Source organism: Kaistia sp. 32K (assembly GCF_016629525.1).
Lineage (GTDB): Bacteria > Pseudomonadota > Alphaproteobacteria > Rhizobiales > Kaistiaceae > Kaistia.
In genome coordinates, this window is record NZ_AP024269.1 from 126,914 (window position 1) to 149,291 (window position 22,378).

The following is a 22,378-nucleotide window of genomic DNA, read 5'->3' on the forward strand; positions in this document are numbered from 1 at the left end:
CCGGAGGCGGGATCGTTTCCGGCGCCCCCGCTATCTGGCGAGGGCGCCGGCCTCGGCTTTACTGCGAAGGCGTCGCCGGAGCCTTCTTCAGCTGCGCCAGGACCTGGTCAAGATTGTAGCTCGCCGGGTCCTGCATCGGCGGATAGGTCTTGTAGCTCTCGAGTTCCTTCAGCCAGAGCGACTGGCCGATCGGCAGGATGTTCCAGTCATAGATATAGGCGGTGCTGGGCGCCGCGAGCGCGCCGCCGACACCGAGGATCGTCTTGGTATCGTCGAGCGCCGAGATCTCGAACGGATCGCGGCCGATGTTGACGATCTGCGTCCAGCCATAGGTGACGTCACCGGTCAGGCCGCAGGTCGGGCAGGTGCCCGCCATCGTGTAGTAGAACTTCCAGTTCTTGTAGCGGACGGCCGAGGGCTTGGCGCCGCCATAATAGAAGAACGTGTCGCGGGCGGACTTTCCCTTGCCTTCCAGATAGTCGCGCTGGTCGACGCCATCGAGCGTCGTCTTGACGATACCGGCATAGGCGCCGGCCTCGATTTCCTTCTTCAGCCCGTCACCCTTCGGACCGCCGGCGATGTCGACCAGGGTCGGCAGCCAGTCGAGCGACGCGAAGATTTCGGTCAGGACCGTTCCCGGCTTGATGTGGCCGGGCCAGCGCACGAGCATCGGCGCGCGCATGCCGCCTTCCCAGGTCGTCAGCTTGCCGCCCTTGAAGGGGGTGGTGCCGCCGTCCGGATAGGTGATGACCTCGGCGCCGTTGTCGGTGGTGAAGGCGACGATCGTGTTGTCGAGCGCGCCCATGTCTTCCAGCTTCTTGAGGACGACGCCGATATTGTCGTCGAGCTGCTTCATGCCGACTTCGTTGATGCCCCAGTCCTTGCCGCCCTGTTCGCCGAGCATGGCTTCGTATTTGGGCGACAGCATCGTCGTGATGTGCATGCGGGCCGGATTGTACCAGACGAAGAACGGCTTGCCGGTCTTCTTGGGATCATTGCGGTCGAGATAGTCGACGACCTTGCTCGAGATCTCCTCGTCGACGGACTTCGAACGCTCCAGGGTCAGCGGACCTTCGTCGCTGCAGGTCTGGTTCTTCGCCGTGCCGTCCGAGGACTTGCAGGCGATGACCGGGCGCGGCGGGGTCAGGCAGACCGTCGTCGCGGGGTCGACGGCGCCGGGCACTTCCGGCAGGCCGGGTATCGGCGTGTTCTTGCAGGGCGGCGAGATGGTCTGGTCGATCGGGGTCTTGTTGATGTCGGGGAAGCTCACGCCCTGCATGGCGTCGAGATGATAGAGATAGCCCCAGAATTCCTGGAACCCGTGCGCGGTCGGCAGCGCGTCGGTGTGGTCGCCGAGATGGTTCTTGCCGAATTCGCCGGTGCTGTAGCCCAGATCGTACAGGAACTTGGCCAGAGCTGGCGTGCCGGGACGCAGATAGCTCGGGCTTCCGGGCAGTTGCGGCGGGATCATGCCGGTCCGAAGCGGATGCATCCCGGTGAAGAAGGCGTTGCGACCGGCCGTGCAGCTCTGCTCGGCATAGTAGGTCATGAACTTGGCGCCCTCGCGGCCGATGCGATCGATGTTGGGCGTCTCGCCCACGGCCAGGCCGCCGTGGTAGATGCTCGGCTGCATCCAGCCGATGTCGTCGCCCATGATGAACAGAATGTTGGGCCGCTCCTGCGCCGAAGCCATTCCGGATGATAATGCCATCGACGTGAAGAAGCAGGCGCCTGCTAAATGAATGAGATTTTTCATTGCAGCCTCCTCGATTTCTTATCGCGATTTTGTGATTATCCGTGTTTTCAGGTGATCAAAATATCATTCTATTCTGCACGATAGTAAGATTTACTTAGTATCGTGCCAATGTAATCTAGCACGGCTAGACTAAGTTTGCATCGGGGTGACCGGCCGGGCTTGCAGCCTGAGCTGCCGGCCGAAAAAAATGGCCCGCCGGGGGCGGGCCATTCGGGATTGTCGGGCGCGGGCCGCGCAGGCGGCGACGCACCTATGCCGGCAGGCTCTGAATGAACTGCCACGCCGTCCGGCCCGAGCGCGAGCCGCGCTGCATCGACCATTCGAGCGCCTGGCGCTTCAGCTCCTCCGCCGCGTGCGGCAGCTCGAAATGCTCGGCATAGCCCAGCACCATGTCGAGATAGGCGTCCTGCGCGACGACGTGGAAGCCGAGCGACAGGCCGAAGCGATCCGACAGCGACACTTTTTCCTCCACCGCCTCGCCCGGATGGATCGCCGTCGCCTGCTCGTTCTCGATCATGTCTCGCGCCAGCAGGTGCCGGCGGTTGGAGGTCGCGTAGAGCAGGACGTTGTCCGGTCGCCCGGCGATGCCGCCGTCGAGGATCGCCTTCAGCGACTTGTAGGCGGCGTCGCCGGCATCGAACGACAGGTCGTCGCTGAACAGGATGAAGCGCCGGTCGCGGGCCGCCTCCAACAGCGCCAGCAGATCCGGCAGGCTGCCGATATCCTCGCGCTGGATCTCGACCAGCGCGACCGGGATCTCATCCGGCCGCTCGTCGTTCACGGCGGCATGGACCGCCTTCACCAGCGACGACTTGCCGGTGCCGCGCGCGCCCCAGAGCAGCGCGTTGTTGGCCGGCCGGCCCCGCGCGAAGCGACGCGTATTCTCGAACAGCGCATCGCGCTGACGCTCGACGCTCTTCAAAAGGCCGATCTCGATCCGCGCGATCCGGGGAACCGGTTTCAGCTGCTTCTCCTTCGCGATCCACAGATAGCCCTCCGCCACTTGCTCCAGGCCGGACGGCCGCGCCGGCGGTGACAGGCGCTCCAGGGCCTCGGCGATGCGCAGGAGGACGTCACGGTTGGTTGGTTCGGTCATGGTCTCGTTCTTCTCAGTCAGCGATCTTTGGGAGGACGGGAGCCGCGCCCCGGAGCGGGCGGCGGAAGATTTCGGCACAGGCGACGCCGGCGAGCGCCATGCCGCCGCCGATGACGTGGTAGGCGCGCACAGGCTCGCCGAGCAGCACGATCGCGCCGAGCGCGGTCAGGACCGGCAGCAGGTTCATGAACACGGCGCAGCGGTTCGGCCCGAGGATCTGGACGCCGCGGATCCACAGGAAGGGCAGCACGACGGAGGCGAGGCCGCCGGCATAGGCGATGAGCGGCAACGTCTCCGCGTTCAGCGACCGCATCGCGGCGGGCGTGGCGAGGAAGGCCGGAAACATGATGGCGAGCGCCGAGAGCGCCTGCATGTAGGTGGATTGCCAGCCGGCGACCGGCAGGTTCCAGCGCTTCAGCAGGACGCTGTAGAGCGCGTAGACGAGCGCGGCGAGGAACATCAAGGGATCGCCGAGATGCACGCCGTTCCGCGCCAGCGCCGCCGGATCGCCGCCGCTCACCAGATAGAGGAGACCCGCGAGCGACAGCACGCTGCCGCCGACCATGCCGATCGTCGGCGTGTCGTTCAGCATGAAGGCGCTGAGCGCCACGGTGAGCAGCGGCGTCAGCGCCGTGAACACCGCCATGTTGGTCGCCGTCGTCGTCTCCGCCGCCAGGTAGGAGAGGCTCTGAAACAGGCACATCGCAAGGAAGCCGAGGATCGCCAATTGGCCGAGATGCGGCCAGATCACGGCGCGGTTGCGCCAGGCCGGAACGGCGACGAACGGGCTCATCAGGATGACCGCGAAGAGGAGGCGGTAGAAGGTGATCGCCTCGGGGCCGATCGTGTGCGCCGAGAGGCGCGAGACGATGACATTGCCGGACCAGAGGACGATGGCGACGAACGGATAGAGGTAGGCTGCTTTGCTTTTCATGGTGCGTGCCGTGATGTCGGGGCTGGGCACGCAAGCCCTAGAGCTTCTCGTCAGGTCCGTATCGCTCTATGCTGACCCAAGCTGTAGAGTTTGGGACATGACGGACGAGATCCTCCATCGCCATCTCGACTTCCACGACACGGCGCGCGCCATGGCGGCGATGGAGGTCAACTATCCGGACGGGGCTTCGACCGGGCTGCACGCTCATCCGCGCGGCCAGCTTCTCTATGCCATCGAGGGCGTGATGATCGTCCGCTCGGCCATCGGCTCCTGGGTGGTGCCGCCGAGCCGGGCGCTCTGGCTCGCGGCCGGCCTCGAGCACGAGGTCGCGATGGCAGGCGCGGTCAAGATCCGCACCGTCTTCATCGACGCGACGCGGGTGGCCGACCTGCCGGGCGAGACCTGCGTGGTGGAGGTGTCGCCGCTGCTCCGCGAGCTGATCGTCGCGGCGGTGAAGATCCCGGTCGACTATCCGGAAGGCGGCCGCGACGAACGGCTGATGCGGTTGTTGGTCGACGAATTGCAGGTGTCGGACGTGCTGCCGCTGCACCTTCCCGTCCCCCGCGATCCCCGCATCCAGCGGATCTGCGAGGCGCTGATCGAGGATCCCGGCGAGAACGCCACGGCCGACCAGTGGGCGCACCGGCTCGGCGTGACGGCCAAGACGGTGCACCGCCTGTTCGCGCGGGAGACGGGCATGCGCTTCGCGCAGTGGCGCCAGCAGGCCCGCCTGCTGCATGCGCTCCGCCGCATTGCCAAGGGTGAGCGGATCATCGACGTCGCCTTCGACTGCGGCTACGCCAGCCAGAGCGCCTTCACGGCGATGTTCCGCAAGCATTTCGGCGTGCCGCCCTCGGCCTTCTATCGCTGAGGGCGGTCGTCCGGCGGGTGCGGATCAGCGCGTCGCGGCGATGTGCTCGGCGGTGCGGAAGGCGAGCGCGAGGATGGTCAGCACCGGGTTGAAGCCGCCATTCGTCGGGTGCAGCGAGCCGTCGCAGACGAAGAAATTGTCGTGCCCCCAGACCCGGCCATAGACGTCGGTCACGGACTTTGCGGGATCCGTGCCCATCCGGCAGGTGCCGGCCTGGTGGTGGCCGCCGGAGAGGCTGACGACCGGCGGGTTACCCCATGTCTTGACGGCGCCAGCCGCCTTCAGCCACTCGGTCGCCCGGTGGTGCATGTAGGTCGCCGTCTTCATGGTCTCTGGGTGCACGCCGCCGGAGAGCATCGCCACCGGCACGCCCCAGCGGTCGCGCACATGCGGTGCGATGCGCACCCGCGCGTCCGGCGACGGGATCTCGTGCACCGGGCCGATCACGCGGATGGCGCGGTTATAGTTGTCGCGCATGAAATCCTTGGCGGGCTGGCCCCAGCGCGGCAGGTCGGGCGGCAGGAACTGCTTGAAGAACAGGATCGGCGGCCGCACGAAATCGTCCGCCAGCATGCCGCCGCCGATCAGGCCCGGATTGTCGTGGCTGAAGCTGGTGGTGGCGATGGTGACGCCGGGCCCGCGCGAGCTGTGCATCGGCTGGTCGAACAGGCCGTAGGCGCCGGGATAATAGTGTCCCTGCAGGTTGCGGCCGACCAGGTCATTGGCATTGCCGAGGCCGTCCGGCTCCTGCGCCGTGGCCGAGTTCAGCATCAGGCGCGGTGTCTCGATCGCGCCGGCGGCCAGCACGATGGTCTTGCCCTTGGCGACATGCCGCTTGCCGGTCGCGTCCGCGAATTCGACGCCGGTGACCTTGCCGCGATCGTCGGTCTCGACCTTGAGAACCATCGTGCCGGTGAGCAGTGTGCAGCGGCCGGTGGCGATGGCGCGCTTGATCGTCGTGTTCTGGGTGCCGTTCTTGCCGTCGCTCGGGCAGGTGAAGCCGACGCAGGTGCCGCAGCCCATGCAGGCGAGCCTTCCGTCGCGCGGCACGCTGTTGATGGCGACGGGAACCCGCGTGACGCCGATGCCGAGCTTTTCGGCGCCGCGCCGCAGCACGGGCGTCGCCGGGGTCTCGGGCAGCGGCGGCATCGGATAGTCGCGCGCGCGCACGCCCTCGTGCCGGTTGGTGTCGCCGGACCCGGAGACGCCGATCTCCCATTCGGCGCGCTCGTAATAGGGTTCGAGGTCGTCGAAGGAGAGCGGCCAGTCGACCAGCGAGGAATCCTCCGGCACGCCATAGAGGCTCGCCATGCGGAAATCGTCGCGATGATAGCGCCACGCCTGGGCGCCATAGACCAGCGTGCCGGCGCCGACCGCGGCGGCGAGGTTGTGGTAGAGCAGCTCATGCGGCCGCACGACCTTCTCGATGCCGTCGATGTCGATGACGACGCGCGGATTGCCGTCGAGATCCGGCCCGGTGTTGTGGCCGTAGAAGGACAGGCGGTGATTGCGGAGATGGTCGCGGTGGCCGCTGTCCTCATAGTCGCGGTTCAACCCGCGTTCGAGCAGCAGCACGGTCTTGCCGCTGTCGGCGAGAACGCCGGCCGCGACACCGCCGCCGGCGCCCGCACCGACGATCACGACGTCGAAATCGAGATCGTCCGGCACCGGCGCGGGCGGCTGTCCCTCCGTTGCCGCCGGGCCGTTCGGGCCTTCCGGCAATCCATGCTCGTAGCCGACCATGCGCCAGGACGCGGCGCCCGGATTGCCGCCATTGTCGGGATCGGCATAGACGCCCTCGGCGACGAGCTCGACCAGCAGCTGGAACCAGGGTTCCCGCTCATGCCCGCGCAGGATCGCCTCCTGCGCGGCGCTTTCGAGATCCGCGAAATCGCCCGGCAGGTTATCGAGGCCGGCGGCGATGGCGGCCGCCTGGTCCGGGAACTCGCGAAAATGCCGGTCGAGATAGGCGGGGGCGCCCAGTTCGAGGGCTCCCCCGTCCTGGTCCGCGGGCACGATGAGGGCCACGACAGCATGCAGCAGCGCGGTATTCATTTGAACTCAACTCCGAGAGGGACTAGCGGCCGGCCAAAGAGCCGCCGATGCCGCCAATGCTGAAGTAGCGATTGAGGACGGCGAACAGGATCACGGGCGGGGCGAGCATGATGACCGCGCAGGCCATCACCGGTCCCCAGTCCGTAAGGTTCTGCTGGAAGAAGGTCTGCAGTCCGATCGGCAGCGTGAAGGCGCGGTCCGAGCGCAGGAACACGGAAGCGACGATGTAGTCGTTCCAGGAATGCAGGAAGGTGAAGAGGGACGTCGACAGGATGCCAGGCAGCGAGTTCGGCAGGATGATCCGAACGAAGCCGCCGAACACCGAGGCGCCGTCGATCCAGGCCGCCTCCTCGAGGGTGACGGGCAGTGAGTCGAAATAGGCCGTCATCATCCAGCAGCCGACCGCGATCGACGAGGCGACATAGACGATCACGACGCCGGTCAGCGTATCCGCCAGGCCGATATTCGCGAACATGATGAAGAGCGGGATGATGAAGGCGACCGCCGGCAGGCTCTGCAGCACGAAGATGAAGAGCGAGAAGGCGGAGGTGGCGCGGCCGCGGCCGCGGGAGAGCACATAGCCCGCCGGCGCCGCCACCGCGACGGCGGCGACCGTCGAGACGAGGCTGACGAGGACGCTGTTCGCCAGCCAGCGCAGCACGTCGGTCTGCGTCAGCACGTACCAGAAGGTGCCGAGCGTCGGTCCCGTCTGCTGCCAGGTCATGGGGGGACGCAACGCCAACCAGAAGACGACCAGGATGGGGGAGAGCAGCACCACGGTGATCACCAGCGTGACGAGCGACCGCAGCCAGGGACGAGGGGTTCCGCTGACGGGGCGGACAGGGGAGGTGACACTCATTGCAGGCTCGACTTTCGGATCTGGCGCAGCAGGATGATGGAGAGCGCGATCATCACCGCGGTCATGAGGAAGGCGATCGCAATGCCGGTGCCGGGCAGGAAGTCGAGGAAGGTCGTCTTGTAGGCGAGGACGATCAGGGACGTCGTCGCATCGAGCGGCCCGCCGCGCGTCAGCAGGTAGATCGTCGGGAAATCGTTGACGCAGAACACCGCCATCAGGATCCAGCTGATGTAGGTGGAGCGCGCCGTGACCGGCAGGACGATATGGCGGAACTGCTGCCACTTGCCGGCGCCGTCGATCGCGGAGGCTTCGTAGATGTTGCTCTCGACGCTCTCCAGCGCCGCGGCGCACATCATCATCATGAACGGATAGCTGATCCAGACCTTGAACACGCAGACCGTGATCATGGCGAGGGTCGGGTTGCCGAGGAACATGACGTTGCCCATGCCGAGCGCGCGGGCGATGTTGGGCAGGACGCTGTCGCGCGCCGCCAGCAGCCAGTTCCAACTCATCGCGGTCACGACGATCGGCACGATCCACGGCAAGAGCAGGAGCACCTTGAAGGCGTCCTTGCCGGGGAAATTGGGCTTCAGCTGCAGCGCCAGCGCGAAGCCGAGCGCCCAGCTGCCGAACACGCCGCAGGCCGTGAAGACCAGCGTGAACCAGGTCGCCCGCCAGAAGCTCTGGCCCGTCAGAACCTCGGTGAAGTTCTCCAGGCCCACGAAGGGGCCCGGAGCGATGAGGCTGCCGCCATGCACCGATTGGATGATCGCGAAGAACAACGGATAGGCGTTCACCACGACCATCAGTATCAGCGCCGGAAGCGCCAGCCCTGTCAGGGTCAGCCGGTGGCCGAGTTGCGGAATTTGTCTACGAGCAGTGGCACTCATGCCTCGGTCTCCGGCCGGATCTTCATTACGTCTTCATGACCTTGACGAGGCCCGCCTGGAGTTCCTCAAGCAACGCCTTGGAGTTCTTCTCGCCCTGCAGGATCCGCTGCAGCATGTTGATCATGGCCGAGCCGCCATCGACGGCGTTGAGCGCGCCGAACGGGTATTTGGAGCGGGCGGCGATGGTCTTGCCGATCGGCTGCCATTCATTGATCGACCGAGCGAGGTTCGGATCGTTCTGGAACAGCGGCAGGTCGGTGATGCTCTTCTTCGTCGGCAGGTCGGAACACACGCCCTGCTCCCAGAACACGTGCAGATTATCGAGATAGTGAGCCAGGAAAGCTTCCGACGACGGCTGCGACGGCGTCGTCTTGAACATCATCAGCGGGTTGACCCAGTAGGCCGCGCCCTTGTTGCCGCTGACGCTGGTCGGCGGCGAGGCGACCACCAGGTCCGCCGCGACGTCGGCCGGCATCTTGCCGGGCAGGCCGACCTGCTCGAAGCCCATGGCGATGTGGCCGCTGGCCCAATCCGGCACGACATTGGCGGAGTAGTCGTAGCCGATCGCATAGGGATCGATGATCTCCTTGGCGACGAGCTCATGCAGGAAGTCGATCGACTCGATGTTGCGATCGATGACGCAGTCCGGCGCGCCATCCTCGTTGAACAGGCCGCCGCCATTGTTGAGCATCACAGACGCGATGTTGTGGAAGCCGAAGCCGGAGGTCGCGAAGCCGACATAGCCTGCCTTCTGCAGCGCCTCGCCGGCCTTGATGTAGCTCTGCCAGTCGGTCGGGACCTCGGCGCCGACCTTTTCGAGGATCGACTTGCGATACCAGAGCACGCGCAGGTCGATCGACCACGGCACGGCGGCGAGGCCGTTCTTGGTCTGCAGCGCGTCGATCAGGCCGGGCAGAAAGTCGTCCTTGCCGTCCTTCTTCAGCTGCGCCAGCAGATCGTCGGCCGGCGCCATCTTGCCCTGCTCCATGAAGTAGAACGGCAGATAGGCCGCTCCGGAGCTGACGGCGGGCGTGGTGTTGGCGGCGCCGGCGGCGGTGAAGGTCTGGTACCAGCTCGCCCAGGGGATCGACTGATACTCGACGCCCAGCAGGCCCTCGGCCGGCTTGTAGGCGTTGGTGATGCCGCGGGCGGCATCGGTATAGCCCTGGCCGGTGCCCCAGACCATGTCCCAGAACTTGAGCTTGTCGCCGGACTGGGCCCAGGACTTCTGGATGCCGAGGGTCAGCGCCGTGGCCGCCGCCGCGGTGCCGCCGAGAAAGGTCCTGCGGTTGATGGAACGCGGGGGTATCGACGATTCATTCATGCTCAATTCCTCCTTTGAGCGCGGCAGAAATTCGTCCCCTTCACTGGGGCTTCACTCAGAAATTGGGACCATCGGGTGGCCGGTGAACTCGGGGATCCCGAACGCCGGCCACGCCGCTTTCCTCGCGATGGCGGATTCGGCCCCGGATGGCGCGCGATGCACGGATCGGCCCTTTGCGCGGGAGATCCCGGCGAGCCGGACGGCCGCGCCGCGCCCGGTTCCCCACAGGGCAGGGGTCGCGTGCGTCGGACGGATTCTATTGCGATCGGGCTCGGCCGGCTGGCAAACCGTCGCCCGGTCCGACCACGCGGACAGGTCCATCGCGCCGAACACTTTGCCGATCGGCGGCGTGTTCGGATGCGGTTGGAAGTCCGGAGTGACCTGGCGAAAGCGCATGTCGTTCCTGCCCGAGAACCGGGGCGCCCGCGAGGGGCGCGACGGCGTGGTGTTCGATCTTTGGAGAACCGGTTCGTCACCGGCTTCCGCTCCTCCGCTCGACGATTTTCTCCTCCGATCGCCGAACCGTTTCGGTTGTCTAATGAGTAGGCTTTGGAGTCAAGAGTCATTTCAATCTGCGCTGCCGGATTTGATCTGCATCAAGGCGCGAAAATCGTTATGAAAGTGAGGTTGCGGCGCCGAATGGCGGCGAGTATCCTCCTTCACGAAGAATTCACAGAAACGGTTCGGTAGATGGCGACCATTCGAGACGTGGCGAAGTTGGCCAGCGTGTCCATTTCGACGGTGTCGGTGGCGCTTCGGGACAGTTCCCAGGTCACCGCCGAGACGCTGAAGCGGATCACGGACGCCGCCGAGGCCGTGGGCTACACGCCCAATCCGGTGGCGCAGAGCCTGAAGGCCGGGCGATCGCGCCTGATCGGCGTCGTGATCGGCTCGATGCAGAACCCCTGGTTCGGCGATCTGATGGCCGGCATCGAGGACACCGCCCTCGAACATCATCATCTCGTCACCCTGTCGGAAACCAAGACGGATCCGCAGCGCGAGCGGGCGATCATCGATGCCCTTACCGGCCAGCGTGTCGGCGGCATCATCATCTCGCCGCACCTGCCGAGTGGCGAGCATCTGCAGTTCCTGGCGACGCTGAAGACGCCATTGGTCGCCATCGACCACAAGATCGAGGCGCTGAATACCGACTTCGTCGGCATCGACAACCAGCTCGCCACGTCGATGCTGACCCAGCATCTGCTCCGCCTCGGCCATCGCCGGATCGCGCACATCGCCGGAAGCAGCGGGCTTTGGACATCCGAGCAGCGCAAGAAGGGCTTCCGTGACACGCTTGTCGCGGCTGGCGTGGATCCCGACGAATCGCTGATCGTGGACGGCCAATACAGTGGCGACGTCGCCTACGACCAGACGATGCGCCTGCTCACCCGCCCGGATCGTCCGACCGCGATCGTCGCGGCGAACAGCCTGATGGCGCTCGGGGCGCTGCAGGCCATCAACGATTTGAGCTTCAATTGCCCCGAAGACATTTCGCTCGCCACGATCGACAGCGTGCCCTGGGGCAACGTCATCCATCCGCAGCTCACCGTCGTGGTGCAGCCGATCGCGGAAATCGGCCAGGCGGCAGCGAGCTTCCTGCTCGATCGCATCCAGCACCGGGGTCCCGAACCGATCCCGCCGCGCGAAAAGATCTTCGTGCCGAAATTCATCACGGGACGCAGCTGCGCGCCGCCGCCCAAGGCGTAAGCGCGCCGCGTCCGCGAGAGCTCGAAGGCCAAACCGGCCGCGTCCCTGGGAGGGAACGCGGCCGGCAGGGCGGCCTGCCGGAGAAACGGACGGCAGGCCAGGGAGCTCAGCTTGCATTCTGCGCCAGCCGGCGGATCGCCTGGTCCTGGAGGCTGCCTTCGGCCATCTCCATGAACTCGATGCGAATGCCGTCCGGATCCTTGATCCAGAACTGCCGGTTGCCGTCCTGGCCGAGGACGGGCGCCGCGTCCGGGTCCGGCAGGAGCGCCGGTCCGTCGGGCGTCTGCGTCCAGCGGCAGAGCGCGATGCCGTTCGCCTTGACGCGTTCGGCCACCTCGTCGATCCCCTCGACCTGCAGGCAGATGTGATCGATGCCGTTCGTCCCCGGCCTCGACGCCGCATCGCCCTCCGCCTCGGGAAACACCTCGAGATACTGCGTGTCGCTGATCCGGAGATAGGCGAGCCAGAGGCGGCCGTCCTCGTGGTTCAACCGGAACATCTCCGGGAATCCCAGGCCGTCGCGGTAGAAGGCGAGGGTTCGCGCCTCCTCCTTGACCTTGATGGCGATGTGCGCGAGGCCGACGACGCCCAGCATCAGCGGCCGCCGAACAACTGCGCCAGGCTCTCGTAGGAGCGCTTGGCGACATACTCCCAGTCGGCCGGCTCGTCATGCTCGACCACGGCGAGCTTGGCGTTGCTCGCCTCGATGGCGGGCAGCAGGGCGACCCAGTCGATGACGCCGTCGCCATGCGCCAGCCAGCCGTCTTCCTCGACCGTCCCGAGCGGCGCGGCGTCCTTGGCGTGGATGGCGATGATGCGATCGGCGAAGCGCTTCAGCTCGGTCTCGATATCGCCGCCGGCCTGGAACACCCAGCCGCAGTCGAGCTCGAGGCGGACGAGCGGGTCGGAATGGCCGACGATGAGGTCGATCGGCCGCGATCCGTCCGCGAGCGGCTGGAATTCGAAATCGTGATTGTGCCAGGCGAAGTTCAGGCCGGCGGCGCGGGCGATCTCGGCTTCCTTCGAGAGCCGCTCGGCGAGGCGCTTCCAGCCGTCCGCTTCCGCGGGGCGATTGGCCGGGGCGAGGCCGGGGCGGACGATCGTCTTGCCGCCGAGGATCTGCGCCGCCGCGATCCATTCCTGCAGGTCGTCAGCCTCGCCGGGATCTGCGATGAAGACGCTCGGCGCGTCGAGGCCGGCCTCGTCGAGGGCGCGGCGGAAGCCCTTCGGGTCTTCCTTGTAGGCGCCCGGCCACACCTCGATATGGTCGTAGCCGATGCTCTTCAGGAACGGAAACTGGCCCGTCAGGGGAAGGGCTTTTCGCGAGGTATAGAGCTGGTATGCGATTTCCACGTGTGGTCTCCAGGCAGATGTCGGCCGGCCCTGTCCGTCAGGGCGGCTCATCGGGGGTGATCAGGGTCGCGCGCCAGCCCTTGGTTCAGGGCGGGCGTTAGAGGCTGAGGAGCTCATCTGGGAGGGGAGGCGCGTCGGCCGGCCGGCTGGCAAGCCGGAGCGAGGTCGAACGCTGCCGGTCGCGGCGATGCCTTGGATGGTCAAAACCCGCATTCGCGCCACATCGCCCTCCCTTGCGATGAAACGTTTCAGTATAAAATGATATCGATGGCAGCCGAAGCTGTCAATACCGAACCGTTTCGGTAATGCGCGGAAGAGGCAGCTAAGATCGCCGCCCGACGGGGTGCGACGCGGATCGGGGGCAGGGCGTCGCCGGGGCTGCCGTCAGGCCGAATAGGGACTGTCGCCGCCGCGGCGACCCATGCGTCGGGACGATGCGTGGCGGAGGCTCAGCCTCGGTTGCCCCCGCTGCGATAAGCCTCGACCAGGGCGTCGACAAAAGCGCGGATCTTGGGGCGGCTGAGATGCGCCGGCGTGTGCAGGACCCATGCCTCCATGTGGCGATTGGGAACCCTGCCCCAGGCGCGCAGCCGGCCCTCCCTCAGGTCAGGCTCGATCAGCCAGGCGGGCAGCAGGGCGACCCCCGCGCCGGAGAGTACGGCGTCATAGACGAGCATCATCGAAGAGCACCGAATCGTTTCGCGGGGGAGGACAGTGAGCGGTCCTCCTTCGTTCAACACGGTCCACGACGCCTGGCCGCCGGTCGCCGTCAGGATCACCGCGTCGACGACCTCGTTCTGTCCGGTGGGCAGGGGGATTTCCGGAGCGGCCGCCAGTTCGACCTCGGTGCGCAGGAAGCATTTGCCGACCAGGTCGGAATCGGCGGCGGGGTTGGCGCGGACGACGAGATCATAGCCTTCCGCGACCGGATCGACGAAGCGGTCGTCGACGTCGATCTCCAGCTTGACCTGCGGATATCGCTTCACGAAGGCTGTGGCGAAGGCGCCGATGCCGGACCGGGCGAGCAAAGCGGGGACGCTGACGCGCAGCGTGCCCCGGACCTCGCCGTCTCTGGCGCTGATCTCGGCGCCGGCCGAGGCGAGGTCGGCCAGAAGCGGCGCGGCGCGATCGAAGAGCCGCCTGCCGTCATCGGTCATCCGCATTCGGCGGCCGCTGCGTTCCAGAAGCAGTGTGCCGAGGCTCGCCTCCAGCTGCCGGATGCGCCGGGACATCGTCGCCTTCGGGACGCCCGTCTCGCGGCTCGCCGCGTTCAGCCCGCCCTGCCGCGCCACCGCGACGAAGAGCCGGACCGCTTCGAGATCCATCTGTTCCATTTTCGGACCAACCTGTTCCAGAAGCCCGCCTATTGCCGGCAGGAATGAAACACTAGCTGTCGTGACGGACCGGGGGAAGCCTCCCGTCCCGCATGCCAATTCATTCCGAGACCCGGCGAAGCTCGCCGCCTCTCGCCCCGAAAAAGCAAGGAACGCGCAGCAATGTCCGACATCTGGACCCCGGCCAGGATTGGCTCCATCGACATCGCGAACCGTCTGGCGATGGCGCCGATGACGCGGAGCCGGGCAGAGGCCGATGGCACGCCCGGCGCGCTCGCCGCTCAGTATTACGAGCAGCGCGCCGGCCTCGGCCTGATCATCGCAGAGGGGACGCAGCCGTCCGCCGATGGTCAGGGCTATCTGACGACGCCGGGCATCTACACCGACGCCCATGTCGAGGGCTGGAAGAAGATCGCCTCGGCCATCCATGCGCAGGGATCGCGCCTGTTCATCCAGCTGATGCATGCCGGGCGGACGTCGCATCCCGACAACACGCCGCATCACCGCCAGGCCGTCGCCCCCTCCGCCGTGCAGCCCGGCGGCGAGATCTTCACGCCGACCGGCATGCAGTCGATCCCGGAGCCGCGCGCGCTGACGATCGAGGAGGTCCGGCAGACGGTGGACGATTTCCGCAATGCCGCCCGCCATGCGGTGGACGCCGGCGCCGATGGCGTCGAGATCCACGGCGCCAATGGCTATCTGGTGCAGCAGTTCCTGGCGCCGAACGCCAATCTGCGCACCGACAGCTATGGCGGCAGCCTGCAGAACCGCGCCCGTTTCGCGATTGAGGTGGCCACGGCGGTCGCAGCGGAGATCGGCGCCGACCGCGTCGGCATCCGCCTCTCCCCCGGCGCGACGTTCGGCGGCTTGGACGAAGGCGCGGAGGGCCCCGACCTCTATCGCTATCTCGTCAGCGAGTTGAACAAGCTCGGGCTCGCCTATGTCCACCTCCTGCATCTCGGCAACGAGGCGCTGCTGGCCGATATCCGCTCGCTCTGGGACCAGGCGCTGATCCTCAATCGCCCCGGCCGCAAGCTCGAGGACGTCGGTTCCGACGTGAAGTCGGGCATCGCCGATCTCGAAGCCTATGGCCAGTTCGTGCTCTCGACGCCGGATTTCGTCGAGCGGCTGAAGTCCGGCGCCGCCCTGAACAAGCCCGACAATGCCAGCTTCTATGGCGGCGGCGCCGAGGGCTATGTCGACTATCCGACTCTCAACGAGACGGTCAGCGCGTAGGGCGCCAGATTGGGGCCGGCGATCCGGCCACGCGGGCAGGGGGTTTTTGAGCCCCCTGCATCCAAGCGACTTTCGCAGACGGGTGGTCACGGCCCGGTACATGCCCAGAACGGCTCTCGCGAGGCTCGCGGGAGCCGTTGGGCGGTCGGCGCGACTGCCTGACATAACGCCGCATGAAACGATCCGACCCTTATGGATGACAGGCGCCGATGCTAGGCAGGCTTGTCACCGAGGGGCGGAAATCGAGTGAGTAGGGGACGACGAGGAGCGGGATCGTGGGTCGCATGGGCCGTCGTCGCCTATGCGCTCGTGATGCAATCGCTCCTCGGCGCCTATGCGCTGGGAAGCGTCTCGCCCCTCGTCCTCCGCGACGCGCTCGGCAGCATCATCTGCACCGCGAACCCGGCTGAGCCCGCCGGAGACGACACCGCCAATCCTCACAAGATGCCGGATTGCTGCACAGTCAGTTGCGGCATGTTCGCGCCCGCGCTGACGCCGCAAGGGTCACTGGCGGGCGCCTTCGTCTGGCGGGACCGCGAGAGCGCGGCCTTCGTCCCTTCCCGGACGCAGCTTTTCCTGCCCGCCCGCGACGGGAAGACCGGCAATCCCCGAGCGCCGCCTGCCGTCACCTGACAGGCAGGCGTGGGCGACGCTGCAGGCTCGTCGCGCCTGGGCTCGCGAATGCCCCGATCGGCACTGAACCCCTGACGCTCCGGCGGTGAGACACGCCGCCGACACTGGCTATTCGCCGGCGGGGTTCGCGCGCGGGACGGGCTCGCTGCGCATCGTTCCGGCTTCCGGCCGGGCGAAGCCGTTCTCGCATCCCCAGTCAAAGAGAAATATCATGACGGACAATCTCGACCGCCGGACGCTGCTCGCGCTCGGAACCCTTCTTGCCGCCTCGGCGGCCGCTCCGGCAAACGCGGCGGAGCCGCAGGCCGGCGCCGCCCATATGCGCTCGATGATGGAGACGCCGCCGGACGCGCCGAAAGTGGCGATGCTCGTGCATCCCAAGATGGTGGCGCTCGACCTCATCGGGCCGATGACCGTGTTCAAGATCCTGCGTTTCGACGTGCAACTCGTCTGGAAGGACAAGTCGCCTGTCTCCACCGATGTCGGCATTCCGCTGGTGGCGACGCACAGCTTTGACGAATGCCCCGGGGATCTCGACATCCTGTTCGTGCCGGGAGGCACGCTGGGCTCGGTCGACTGCATGAACGATCCCGAGGTGCTCGCCTTCCTCGCCGATCGCGGCGCCCGGGCGAAGTGGGTGACGAGCGTCTGCACCGGGGCGCTGGTTCTCGCCGCCGCCGGCCTGCTCAAGGGCTATGACGCGACCGCGCATTGGGCCGTCGCCGATCTGCTTCCGCTCATGGGCGCGCGTCATGTCGACCAGCGCGTGGTGCGGGATCGCAACCGGATGACGGGCGGCGGCGTGACGGCGGGGATCGATTTCGCGCTGGCCCTCGCGGCGCTCATGAAGGGCGAGGAGGCGGCCCGGCGGGTGCAACTGACGATCGAATATGCGCCGGAGCCGCCCTTTGCCAACGGCACGCCGCAGGAGGCGGGTCCGGAACGGCTGGCGGAGGCGCGGGAGAGCCGCAAGTGGATGGACGGCCAGGCCCGCCTCGCCGCCGAAGCCGCGGCGAAGCGCCTGGGAACCTGACGCATTTCCTGAGGTGCCACGCCGCCGCTCCGCGAGGGCGGCAAGGCGTGGCACTTTCCGGCGATCACCCGCCTCATGCGCATCTGGGACGACGCGTCACGCGAATCGTAAGCCACGTCGCTGCACGACGCCGCGTTGCCCTCTGGGGCGGAGATTTCCCGGATCAGGCGGCGCCGCGGAAATTGCGTTCGTCAAAATCGCAGCGTAGGATTATTCCATCCACGACAACGTATGGCGTGGAATCGTACAAATATGGCGATATGGAATATTAGGCGGACGGACTTTGACGGCTGAATCGGGTGGCGGGGGCATCGGGGATCGTTCTGGATGGCGCCGTTATTCGCCTCGGCACCGAGGGTCGAGGGTCGCCCCGTGAATCTTGACGACATGGAAGCCTTCATCGCGGTTGTCTCCAACCAGTCGATCAGCCAGGCCGCGGCGTCGCTTTCCCTGACCCAGTCGGCGATCTCGAAGCGCATCCAGAGTTTGGAGCGGGACCTTGGCGTGGTCCTGCTGGACCGGACCGTGAAGCCTCCGGTCCCGACCGCGATCGGCCTCGATGTCTATGAGAGCTCTCTGAAGATCGGGCTCGAGGTGGAGGCGCTGCGCCGGACGGTCGCGGGGCGATCGTCGGTGACGGGGGGCCTCCGGCTCGGCATGACGCAGGCCGTCTGCGACGTGCTGCTCCAGGACATCCTGCAGATTTCGCACAGCCATTGGCCGGAACTCTCCATCCAGGTCACCACGGGCTGGGCCAACTTCATCGTCGACCGGCTCTCCGACGGGCAGCTGGACGCCGGCATCGTGCTGATGCCGAGCCAGAAGATCTTCCCCGCGAACGTGGTCGCCACGTCGTTGGCCGAAGTGCCGATGGTCGTCGTCGCGAGCCGGAATTTCGCGCAGAAGCGGAGCTACCGCCTTTCCGCCCTGCATCAGCCGGGCTGGATCCTCAACCCCGACGGCTGCGGTTTCCGCGCCGAATTGCAGAGCGCTTTCGCCAAGCGGAACCTGCCGTTCAAGGTCAATCTCGACACCTATGCCCGGGAGACGCAGCTTGAGATGGTCGCCGCCGGCATGGGCCTGGGCCTTGTGCCGCTTCCGCTGCTCGAGGCGAGCCCGCATCGCGCGAACCTCGTCGCGATCCCGGTGAGCGATTTCTCGCTGCGCGCCGATCTGTGGCTCTGCCATGCGGCCGCGCCGGGCGATCTCGCCGCGCCAATCCAGGCTTTCGGCGCCCGGGCGTCGGCGATCTTTCGCAAGGCCGCCCGCCATCCCGTTTCATCCGAACCCGAGGCAAGACCATGAGCGATCACCACGACCACGATCACGCGCACGACCACGATCACGGCCACGCGGAGCGGTGGAAGCATGACGGCGTGCGGGTCATCAAGGGCGACCAGCTGGATCCGAACACGGCGCAGACGCCGGGGATGTACCGGCAGGCGGCGATCAATCACGCCCGCGTCGGCGCGCAGAAGATCTGGGCGGGAACCGTCGCCATCGAACCCAACGCCAAGACCGGCGTGCATCATCACGGTGCGCTGGAGAGCGTGATCTTCGTCGTGCGCGGCAAGGCGCGGATGCGCTGGGGCGACCGGCTCGAATATGTCGCCGAGGCGGGACCCGGCGACTTCATCTTCGTTCCCCCCTATGTCCCGCACCAGGAGATCAACGCCGATCCGGACAATGTGCTGGAGTGCGTGCTCGTCCGCTCGGACAACGAGGCCGTCGTCGTCAACATCACGGATGTCGATCCGGTCGAGAAGCCCGAGGCGGTCTACTGGGTCGATCCCATCCATTCCCGCCCCGAATAACCGGGTCGGCGCGGCCGAAGGCCTCGCGCGATCGCCGCGATCACCCATGACGTTGAACTGAAAGAGCGACTGCATGTCCAAGACACCCCCTTCGAACCGACCGGGCTTCGCCACGCGGGCCATCCATGAGGGCTACGATCCGAAGGACGAGAAGGGGGCGCTGGTTCCGCCCGTGTTCATGACGTCGACCTATGCCTTCGACACCGTGGAGGACGGCGGCGCCGCCTTTCGCGGCGAGCGGAACGCCTACATCTACGGGCGGACGAAGAACCCGACGCAGACAGTGCTGGAAAGCCGGCTGGCGAGCCTGGAGGGCGCCGAGGCGGCTGTCGCCACCGCGTCGGGGATGAGCGCGATCTCGGCGACCTTCTTCTCGCTGTTCCAGCAGGGCGACCGCATCCTCGTGCACAGCCGCCTCTACGGCAATTCGTTCGCCTTCTTCGGCCATCTGCGCGATCGCTTCGGCTTCGACATCCGCCTGATCGACATGACGGAGCCCGGCGAACTGGAAGCCGCGGCGGCCGAGGGCGCGTTCAAGGCGGTCTATTTCGAGACGCCGGCCAACCCGATGCTGGATATCGTTGACATCGAAGCCGTTTCCGCGCTGGCGCACCGGCATGGGGCGATCTCAATCGTCGACAATACGTTCGCGACGCCATACCTGCAGCGCCCGCTCGAACAGGGCGCCGATCTCGTGCTGCATTCGGCCACCAAATATCTCGGTGGACACGGCGATCTCATCGCCGGGATCGTCGCCGGCAGCGAAGCGCATGTGAAGCAGATCCGCCAGATCGGCCTCCGCGTCATGACCGGCGCGACGATGGCGCCGCTGACGGCGCATCTCATCCTGCGAGGCCTGAAGACGCTGGAGCTCCGGATGGAGCGGCATTCCTCGTCCGCCCTGACGCTGGCGGAAAGGCTTTCCCGGCATCCGGCGATCGCCCAGGTGATCTATCCGGGCCTCGCCGGAACGAAGGGGCACGCGATCGCCAGCCGCCAGATGTCCGGCTATGGCGGCCTGATCGGCTTCTATGTCGACGGCGATTACGACCGGGCGGCCAAGCTCTGCAATCGCCTGCAATTGTCGACGATCGCGGTCAGCCTCGGCGATGCCGAGACGCTGGTGCAGCACCCCGCCAGCATGACGCACTCGACCTATCCGAAGGAGGAGCGCGAGAAGCTGGGATTGGCCGACAATCTCATCCGCGTCTCCGTCGGCCTGGAGACGGCGGAGGACATCGTCGCCGATTTCGACGCCGCGCTCGCCGGATTGCGCTGAGGGCAGGCGAGCCAGCCCGAAAGGCACCCGCGCCGAACTTGGCGCGGGCTGCGGATCAGGCTTCCAGCCTGTGCCCCGCCGGCTCCGATCGCCATCCCCAGTCCCGCGCGAGATCCAGGCATTGCCGCCAGCTCTCGACCGTGACCGTGGTGGAAACGCTGCGCAGCGACGCCGCCGCGGCCGCATGGGCGAGGCGGACGCAGTCATCCAGCGGCCAGGCCTCGTGCAGGCCGTAGAGCATGCCGGCGGCGAAGGCGTCGCCCGCGCCATTGGCGCCGACGACAAGCTCCGGCGGGATGGCGACGGACGGCTTGATCAGCCGCCGGCCGTCGCGGCTGACCGCGATGGCGACCGCGGGGCAGTGAACCACGACAACCGACATCGCGCCCTTTTCCAGCACCGCTCGCGCCGCCCGCTCGCAGGCGGCGATGTCGGTAACCCCGTGCTGGACGGTCGCCATGCCGGTCAGCGCGCCGATCTCGTGATCGTTGACGATGATGAAATCGAGATGCGGCAGGCAGGGCAGGGTGAGCGCGAGCAGTCGTTCCCTCTCGATGCTCGCGAGCTCCAGATTGGTCTGGAGCCCGGCCGCGCGCGCCTTTTTCAGGACGGTCACCCAGCCGCTTTCGTCGCTGCCATGCGGAGCATCGAGCTGGCGGTGCACGCCGGGGAGGCCGAGATGCAGGAAGCGCGCGCGGGTCGCGGAGAAGTCGAACTGCTCGGGCGTCAGCAGCGTCGCCGCGCCGACGCTGTAGACATGCGTGCGGCGGTGGGTGATCCGCGAGACATAGGCATCGCAGAACTGCGTGCCCATGGCATCGGTCACGGTCAGTTGCTCCGTGCCGATGTCGAATTCCTCCGCGAGCGAGACGAGGTAGCGCCCCGCCTCGTCGCTCCCGACCACGCCGATCGTGTCGACCGGCATGGCCGGGTCCAGGCGCTTGATGTCGATCGCCAGGTTGCAGGCCGAGCCGCCGCCATGGCGTTCCTCGCCGACGATCTCGGCCATGCCGTCTTCCTCGGGCCAGTGCGTCACGACCCGATTGTAGTCGACGCACCAGGTGCCCCCGGTCACGATACCCCGGCGATGTTCGGACATGGTTCCTAGCCTGCCTTGAGGGGCTTTTCCGTGATCTCGCTGTCGGTCGCGAGGTCGCGCAACGGGGTGATGCCGCTCTTCTGCAGGCTGCCGTGATAGGCCTTGACCGCCTCGATCGGCTGCAGCGCGCCGTCGGTGACGGCGCGCATGAAGGTGATCATCGCGAGCGGGTCTTCGGCGAGGTTGATCTTGCGGCCGAACAGGGCGACCCGGGCGCCGTAGCGCTCGGCCTGGGAAAGCAGCTCGAAGCAGTCGCGCGTGGTCCCTGCGCCGCCGCCGAGAATGCCGACGACGATGCTGCTGTCGTAGGACGCCAGCTCTTCGAGCGCCTTCGGGCCGTTATAGGCGATCTTCAGGAAGCGCGGCCGGTCCGCCTTCATGATGCCGGCGAGGCAGCGCATGATGCAGTCGTTGATGTAGTGCGGCAGGATCTCGGGATCGACGCCGCTGGCGACGTTCGGATTGAACACCTCAAGGAAATACTTGAAGTTGTTGCGGGCGGCGTCGTCGCGGAAGTCGGTGAAGGCCTCCAGCGCCGCCATGTCGTGCTCGAGGTCGTTGTTGAAGGTGATCGAGTAGAGGCCGAGATCGGTGCCGGTGATCGGCGCGCCGGGGGCCGGATCGATCGAGCCGGTGGTGACGCGCGGCAGCGAGGCGGTGCGGAAGGCGCGCGAGGGGTGCTTGACGTAGCTGGCGCCGCGGCCGACCCAGACGTCCGTCGTGTCGTTGGCGCGGATGGCGGGCTTGATCGCGCTGCCGCGGTAGACGCCCATGTCGATCAGCGTTTCCATGTTGGATGCCGACGTCAGCATGACGTCGACGATGTCCTGCTCGACCACGGCGCGGATGTTCTCGAGGAATTCCGCCCTGGTGTAGTGGCGGGTCCAGCTGCCGTCCTTCTCGCGCTTTGGCCCGCAGGAGGTGATGCTGGGGCCCATGTCGCCGTCCTTGGCGTCGGCAAGGATGAAGTCGCTGCGGCTGTAATTGCCGGAGCGGATGCGCTCCAGCTTCTGGTCAAGGCGGAACATGGAAGTCTCCCGGTTCGGATGGAGGCGCGACGCGCCCGGCGAAATGGACGAGTGGAGGGTTCACGTGAAACGGAGTG

21 protein-coding genes are annotated in these 22,378 nt (G+C 66.7%); 8 read left to right on the forward strand and 13 right to left on the reverse strand.

Features of this window, described 5'->3' with window-relative positions; translation table 11 throughout:
- Positions 1–58: 58 nt before the first annotated feature.
- From K32_RS00535 to K32_RS00545, 3 genes are all read right to left on the reverse strand, one after another.
- On the reverse strand, positions 59–1,693 hold the full coding sequence (locus K32_RS00535) for an arylsulfatase (protein WP_371812829.1): 1,635 nt from the start codon (positions 1,691–1,693) through the stop codon (positions 59–61).
- Between the two features lie 313 nt (positions 1,694–2,006).
- Entirely contained in the window at positions 2,007–2,852 is an 846-nt protein-coding gene (locus K32_RS00540; RefSeq protein WP_201402156.1) for an ATP-binding protein, read from the reverse strand.
- A gap of 13 nt (positions 2,853–2,865) precedes the next feature.
- Positions 2,866–3,786 carry a DMT family transporter gene (locus K32_RS00545; protein WP_201402157.1) on the reverse strand — a complete coding sequence of 307 codons (921 nt, stop codon included), beginning with the start codon at positions 3,784–3,786 and terminating at the stop codon, positions 2,866–2,868.
- Between the two features lie 97 nt (positions 3,787–3,883).
- Here K32_RS00545 and K32_RS00550 point away from each other — a divergent pair, with 97 nt between their 5' ends.
- A complete protein-coding gene (locus tag K32_RS00550) occupies positions 3,884–4,657 on the forward strand; it encodes a helix-turn-helix transcriptional regulator (RefSeq protein ID WP_201402158.1) in 774 nt (257 codons plus the stop codon).
- A gap of 24 nt (positions 4,658–4,681) precedes the next feature.
- On the opposite strand, the gene K32_RS00555 is transcribed toward K32_RS00550, so the two are convergent.
- From K32_RS00555 to K32_RS00575, 5 genes are read right to left on the reverse strand one after another with little or no spacing between them, the layout of a single operon-like run.
- On the reverse strand, positions 4,682–6,712 hold the full coding sequence (locus K32_RS00555; RefSeq protein WP_201402159.1) for a GMC family oxidoreductase: 2,031 nt from the start codon (positions 6,710–6,712) through the stop codon (positions 4,682–4,684).
- A 22-nt stretch (positions 6,713–6,734) separates the two neighbouring features.
- On the reverse strand, positions 6,735–7,571 hold the full coding sequence (locus K32_RS00560; protein ID WP_201402160.1) for a carbohydrate ABC transporter permease: 837 nt from the start codon (positions 7,569–7,571) through the stop codon (positions 6,735–6,737).
- Positions 7,568–8,461: a carbohydrate ABC transporter permease gene (locus K32_RS00565; RefSeq protein WP_201402161.1), complete on the reverse strand. Its 894-nt coding sequence runs from the start codon at positions 8,459–8,461 to the stop codon at positions 7,568–7,570. The genes K32_RS00560 and K32_RS00565 overlap by 4 nt, the downstream gene beginning before the upstream one ends.
- A gap of 25 nt (positions 8,462–8,486) precedes the next feature.
- Entirely contained in the window at positions 8,487–9,785 is a 1,299-nt protein-coding gene (locus tag K32_RS00570) for an ABC transporter substrate-binding protein (protein ID WP_201404285.1), read from the reverse strand.
- Positions 9,786–9,836: 51 nt separating this feature from the next.
- Positions 9,837–10,181 carry a hypothetical protein gene (locus K32_RS00575; RefSeq protein WP_201402162.1) on the reverse strand — a complete coding sequence of 115 codons (345 nt, stop codon included), beginning with the start codon at positions 10,179–10,181 and terminating at the stop codon, positions 9,837–9,839.
- Positions 10,182–10,511: 330 nt separating this feature from the next.
- On the opposite strand from K32_RS00575, the gene K32_RS00580 reads away from it, so the two are divergent.
- On the forward strand, positions 10,512–11,492 hold the full coding sequence (locus K32_RS00580; RefSeq protein ID WP_201402163.1) for a LacI family DNA-binding transcriptional regulator: 981 nt from the start codon (positions 10,512–10,514) through the stop codon (positions 11,490–11,492).
- Positions 11,493–11,598: 106 nt separating this feature from the next.
- Here K32_RS00580 and K32_RS00585 read toward each other — a convergent pair whose 3' ends face one another.
- The 3 genes from K32_RS00585 to K32_RS00595 form a co-directional block, all read right to left on the reverse strand.
- A complete protein-coding gene (locus K32_RS00585; protein WP_201402164.1) occupies positions 11,599–12,087 on the reverse strand; it encodes a VOC family protein in 489 nt (162 codons plus the stop codon).
- Positions 12,087–12,845, reverse strand: a complete 759-nt coding sequence (locus K32_RS00590; RefSeq protein WP_244669759.1) for a sugar phosphate isomerase/epimerase — start codon at positions 12,843–12,845, stop codon at positions 12,087–12,089. Before K32_RS00590 ends, K32_RS00585 begins: the two co-directional genes overlap by 1 nt.
- Before the next feature lie 449 nt (positions 12,846–13,294).
- Positions 13,295–14,179: a LysR family transcriptional regulator gene (locus K32_RS00595; RefSeq protein WP_201402166.1), complete on the reverse strand. Its 885-nt coding sequence runs from the start codon at positions 14,177–14,179 to the stop codon at positions 13,295–13,297.
- Between the two features lie 162 nt (positions 14,180–14,341).
- On the opposite strand from K32_RS00595, the gene K32_RS00600 reads away from it, so the two are divergent.
- From K32_RS00600 to K32_RS00625, 6 genes are all read left to right on the forward strand, one after another.
- Complete coding sequence (locus K32_RS00600) at positions 14,342–15,415, forward strand: alkene reductase (protein ID WP_201402167.1); 1,074 nt, start codon at positions 14,342–14,344, stop codon at positions 15,413–15,415.
- A gap of 312 nt (positions 15,416–15,727) precedes the next feature.
- The gene (locus tag K32_RS00605; protein ID WP_201402168.1) at positions 15,728–16,048 is read left to right on the forward strand and encodes a hypothetical protein; all 321 of its coding nucleotides are present in this window, start codon (positions 15,728–15,730) and stop codon (positions 16,046–16,048) included.
- A 211-nt stretch (positions 16,049–16,259) separates the two neighbouring features.
- Positions 16,260–17,081, forward strand: coding sequence for a DJ-1/PfpI family protein (locus tag K32_RS00610; RefSeq protein WP_201402169.1), 822 nt, complete (start codon positions 16,260–16,262; stop codon positions 17,079–17,081).
- Between the two features lie 372 nt (positions 17,082–17,453).
- On the forward strand, positions 17,454–18,386 hold the full coding sequence (locus K32_RS00615; protein WP_201402170.1) for a LysR family transcriptional regulator: 933 nt from the start codon (positions 17,454–17,456) through the stop codon (positions 18,384–18,386).
- Positions 18,383–18,895, forward strand: a complete 513-nt coding sequence (locus tag K32_RS00620; protein ID WP_201402171.1) for a cupin domain-containing protein — start codon at positions 18,383–18,385, stop codon at positions 18,893–18,895. The genes K32_RS00615 and K32_RS00620 overlap by 4 nt, the downstream gene beginning before the upstream one ends.
- Positions 18,896–18,968: 73 nt before the next feature.
- A complete protein-coding gene (locus K32_RS00625) occupies positions 18,969–20,174 on the forward strand; it encodes a PLP-dependent aspartate aminotransferase family protein (protein WP_201402172.1) in 1,206 nt (401 codons plus the stop codon).
- Between the two features lie 55 nt (positions 20,175–20,229).
- On the opposite strand, the gene K32_RS00630 is transcribed toward K32_RS00625, so the two are convergent.
- Complete coding sequence (locus tag K32_RS00630) at positions 20,230–21,273, reverse strand: carbohydrate kinase family protein (RefSeq protein ID WP_201402173.1); 1,044 nt, start codon at positions 21,271–21,273, stop codon at positions 20,230–20,232.
- Positions 21,274–21,278: 5 nt separating this feature from the next.
- Positions 21,279–22,301 (reverse strand): hypothetical protein, encoded by a 1,023-nt coding sequence (locus tag K32_RS00635; RefSeq protein WP_201402174.1) that lies wholly within the window; start codon positions 22,299–22,301, stop codon positions 21,279–21,281.
- Between the last annotated feature and the right edge of the window lie 77 nt (positions 22,302–22,378).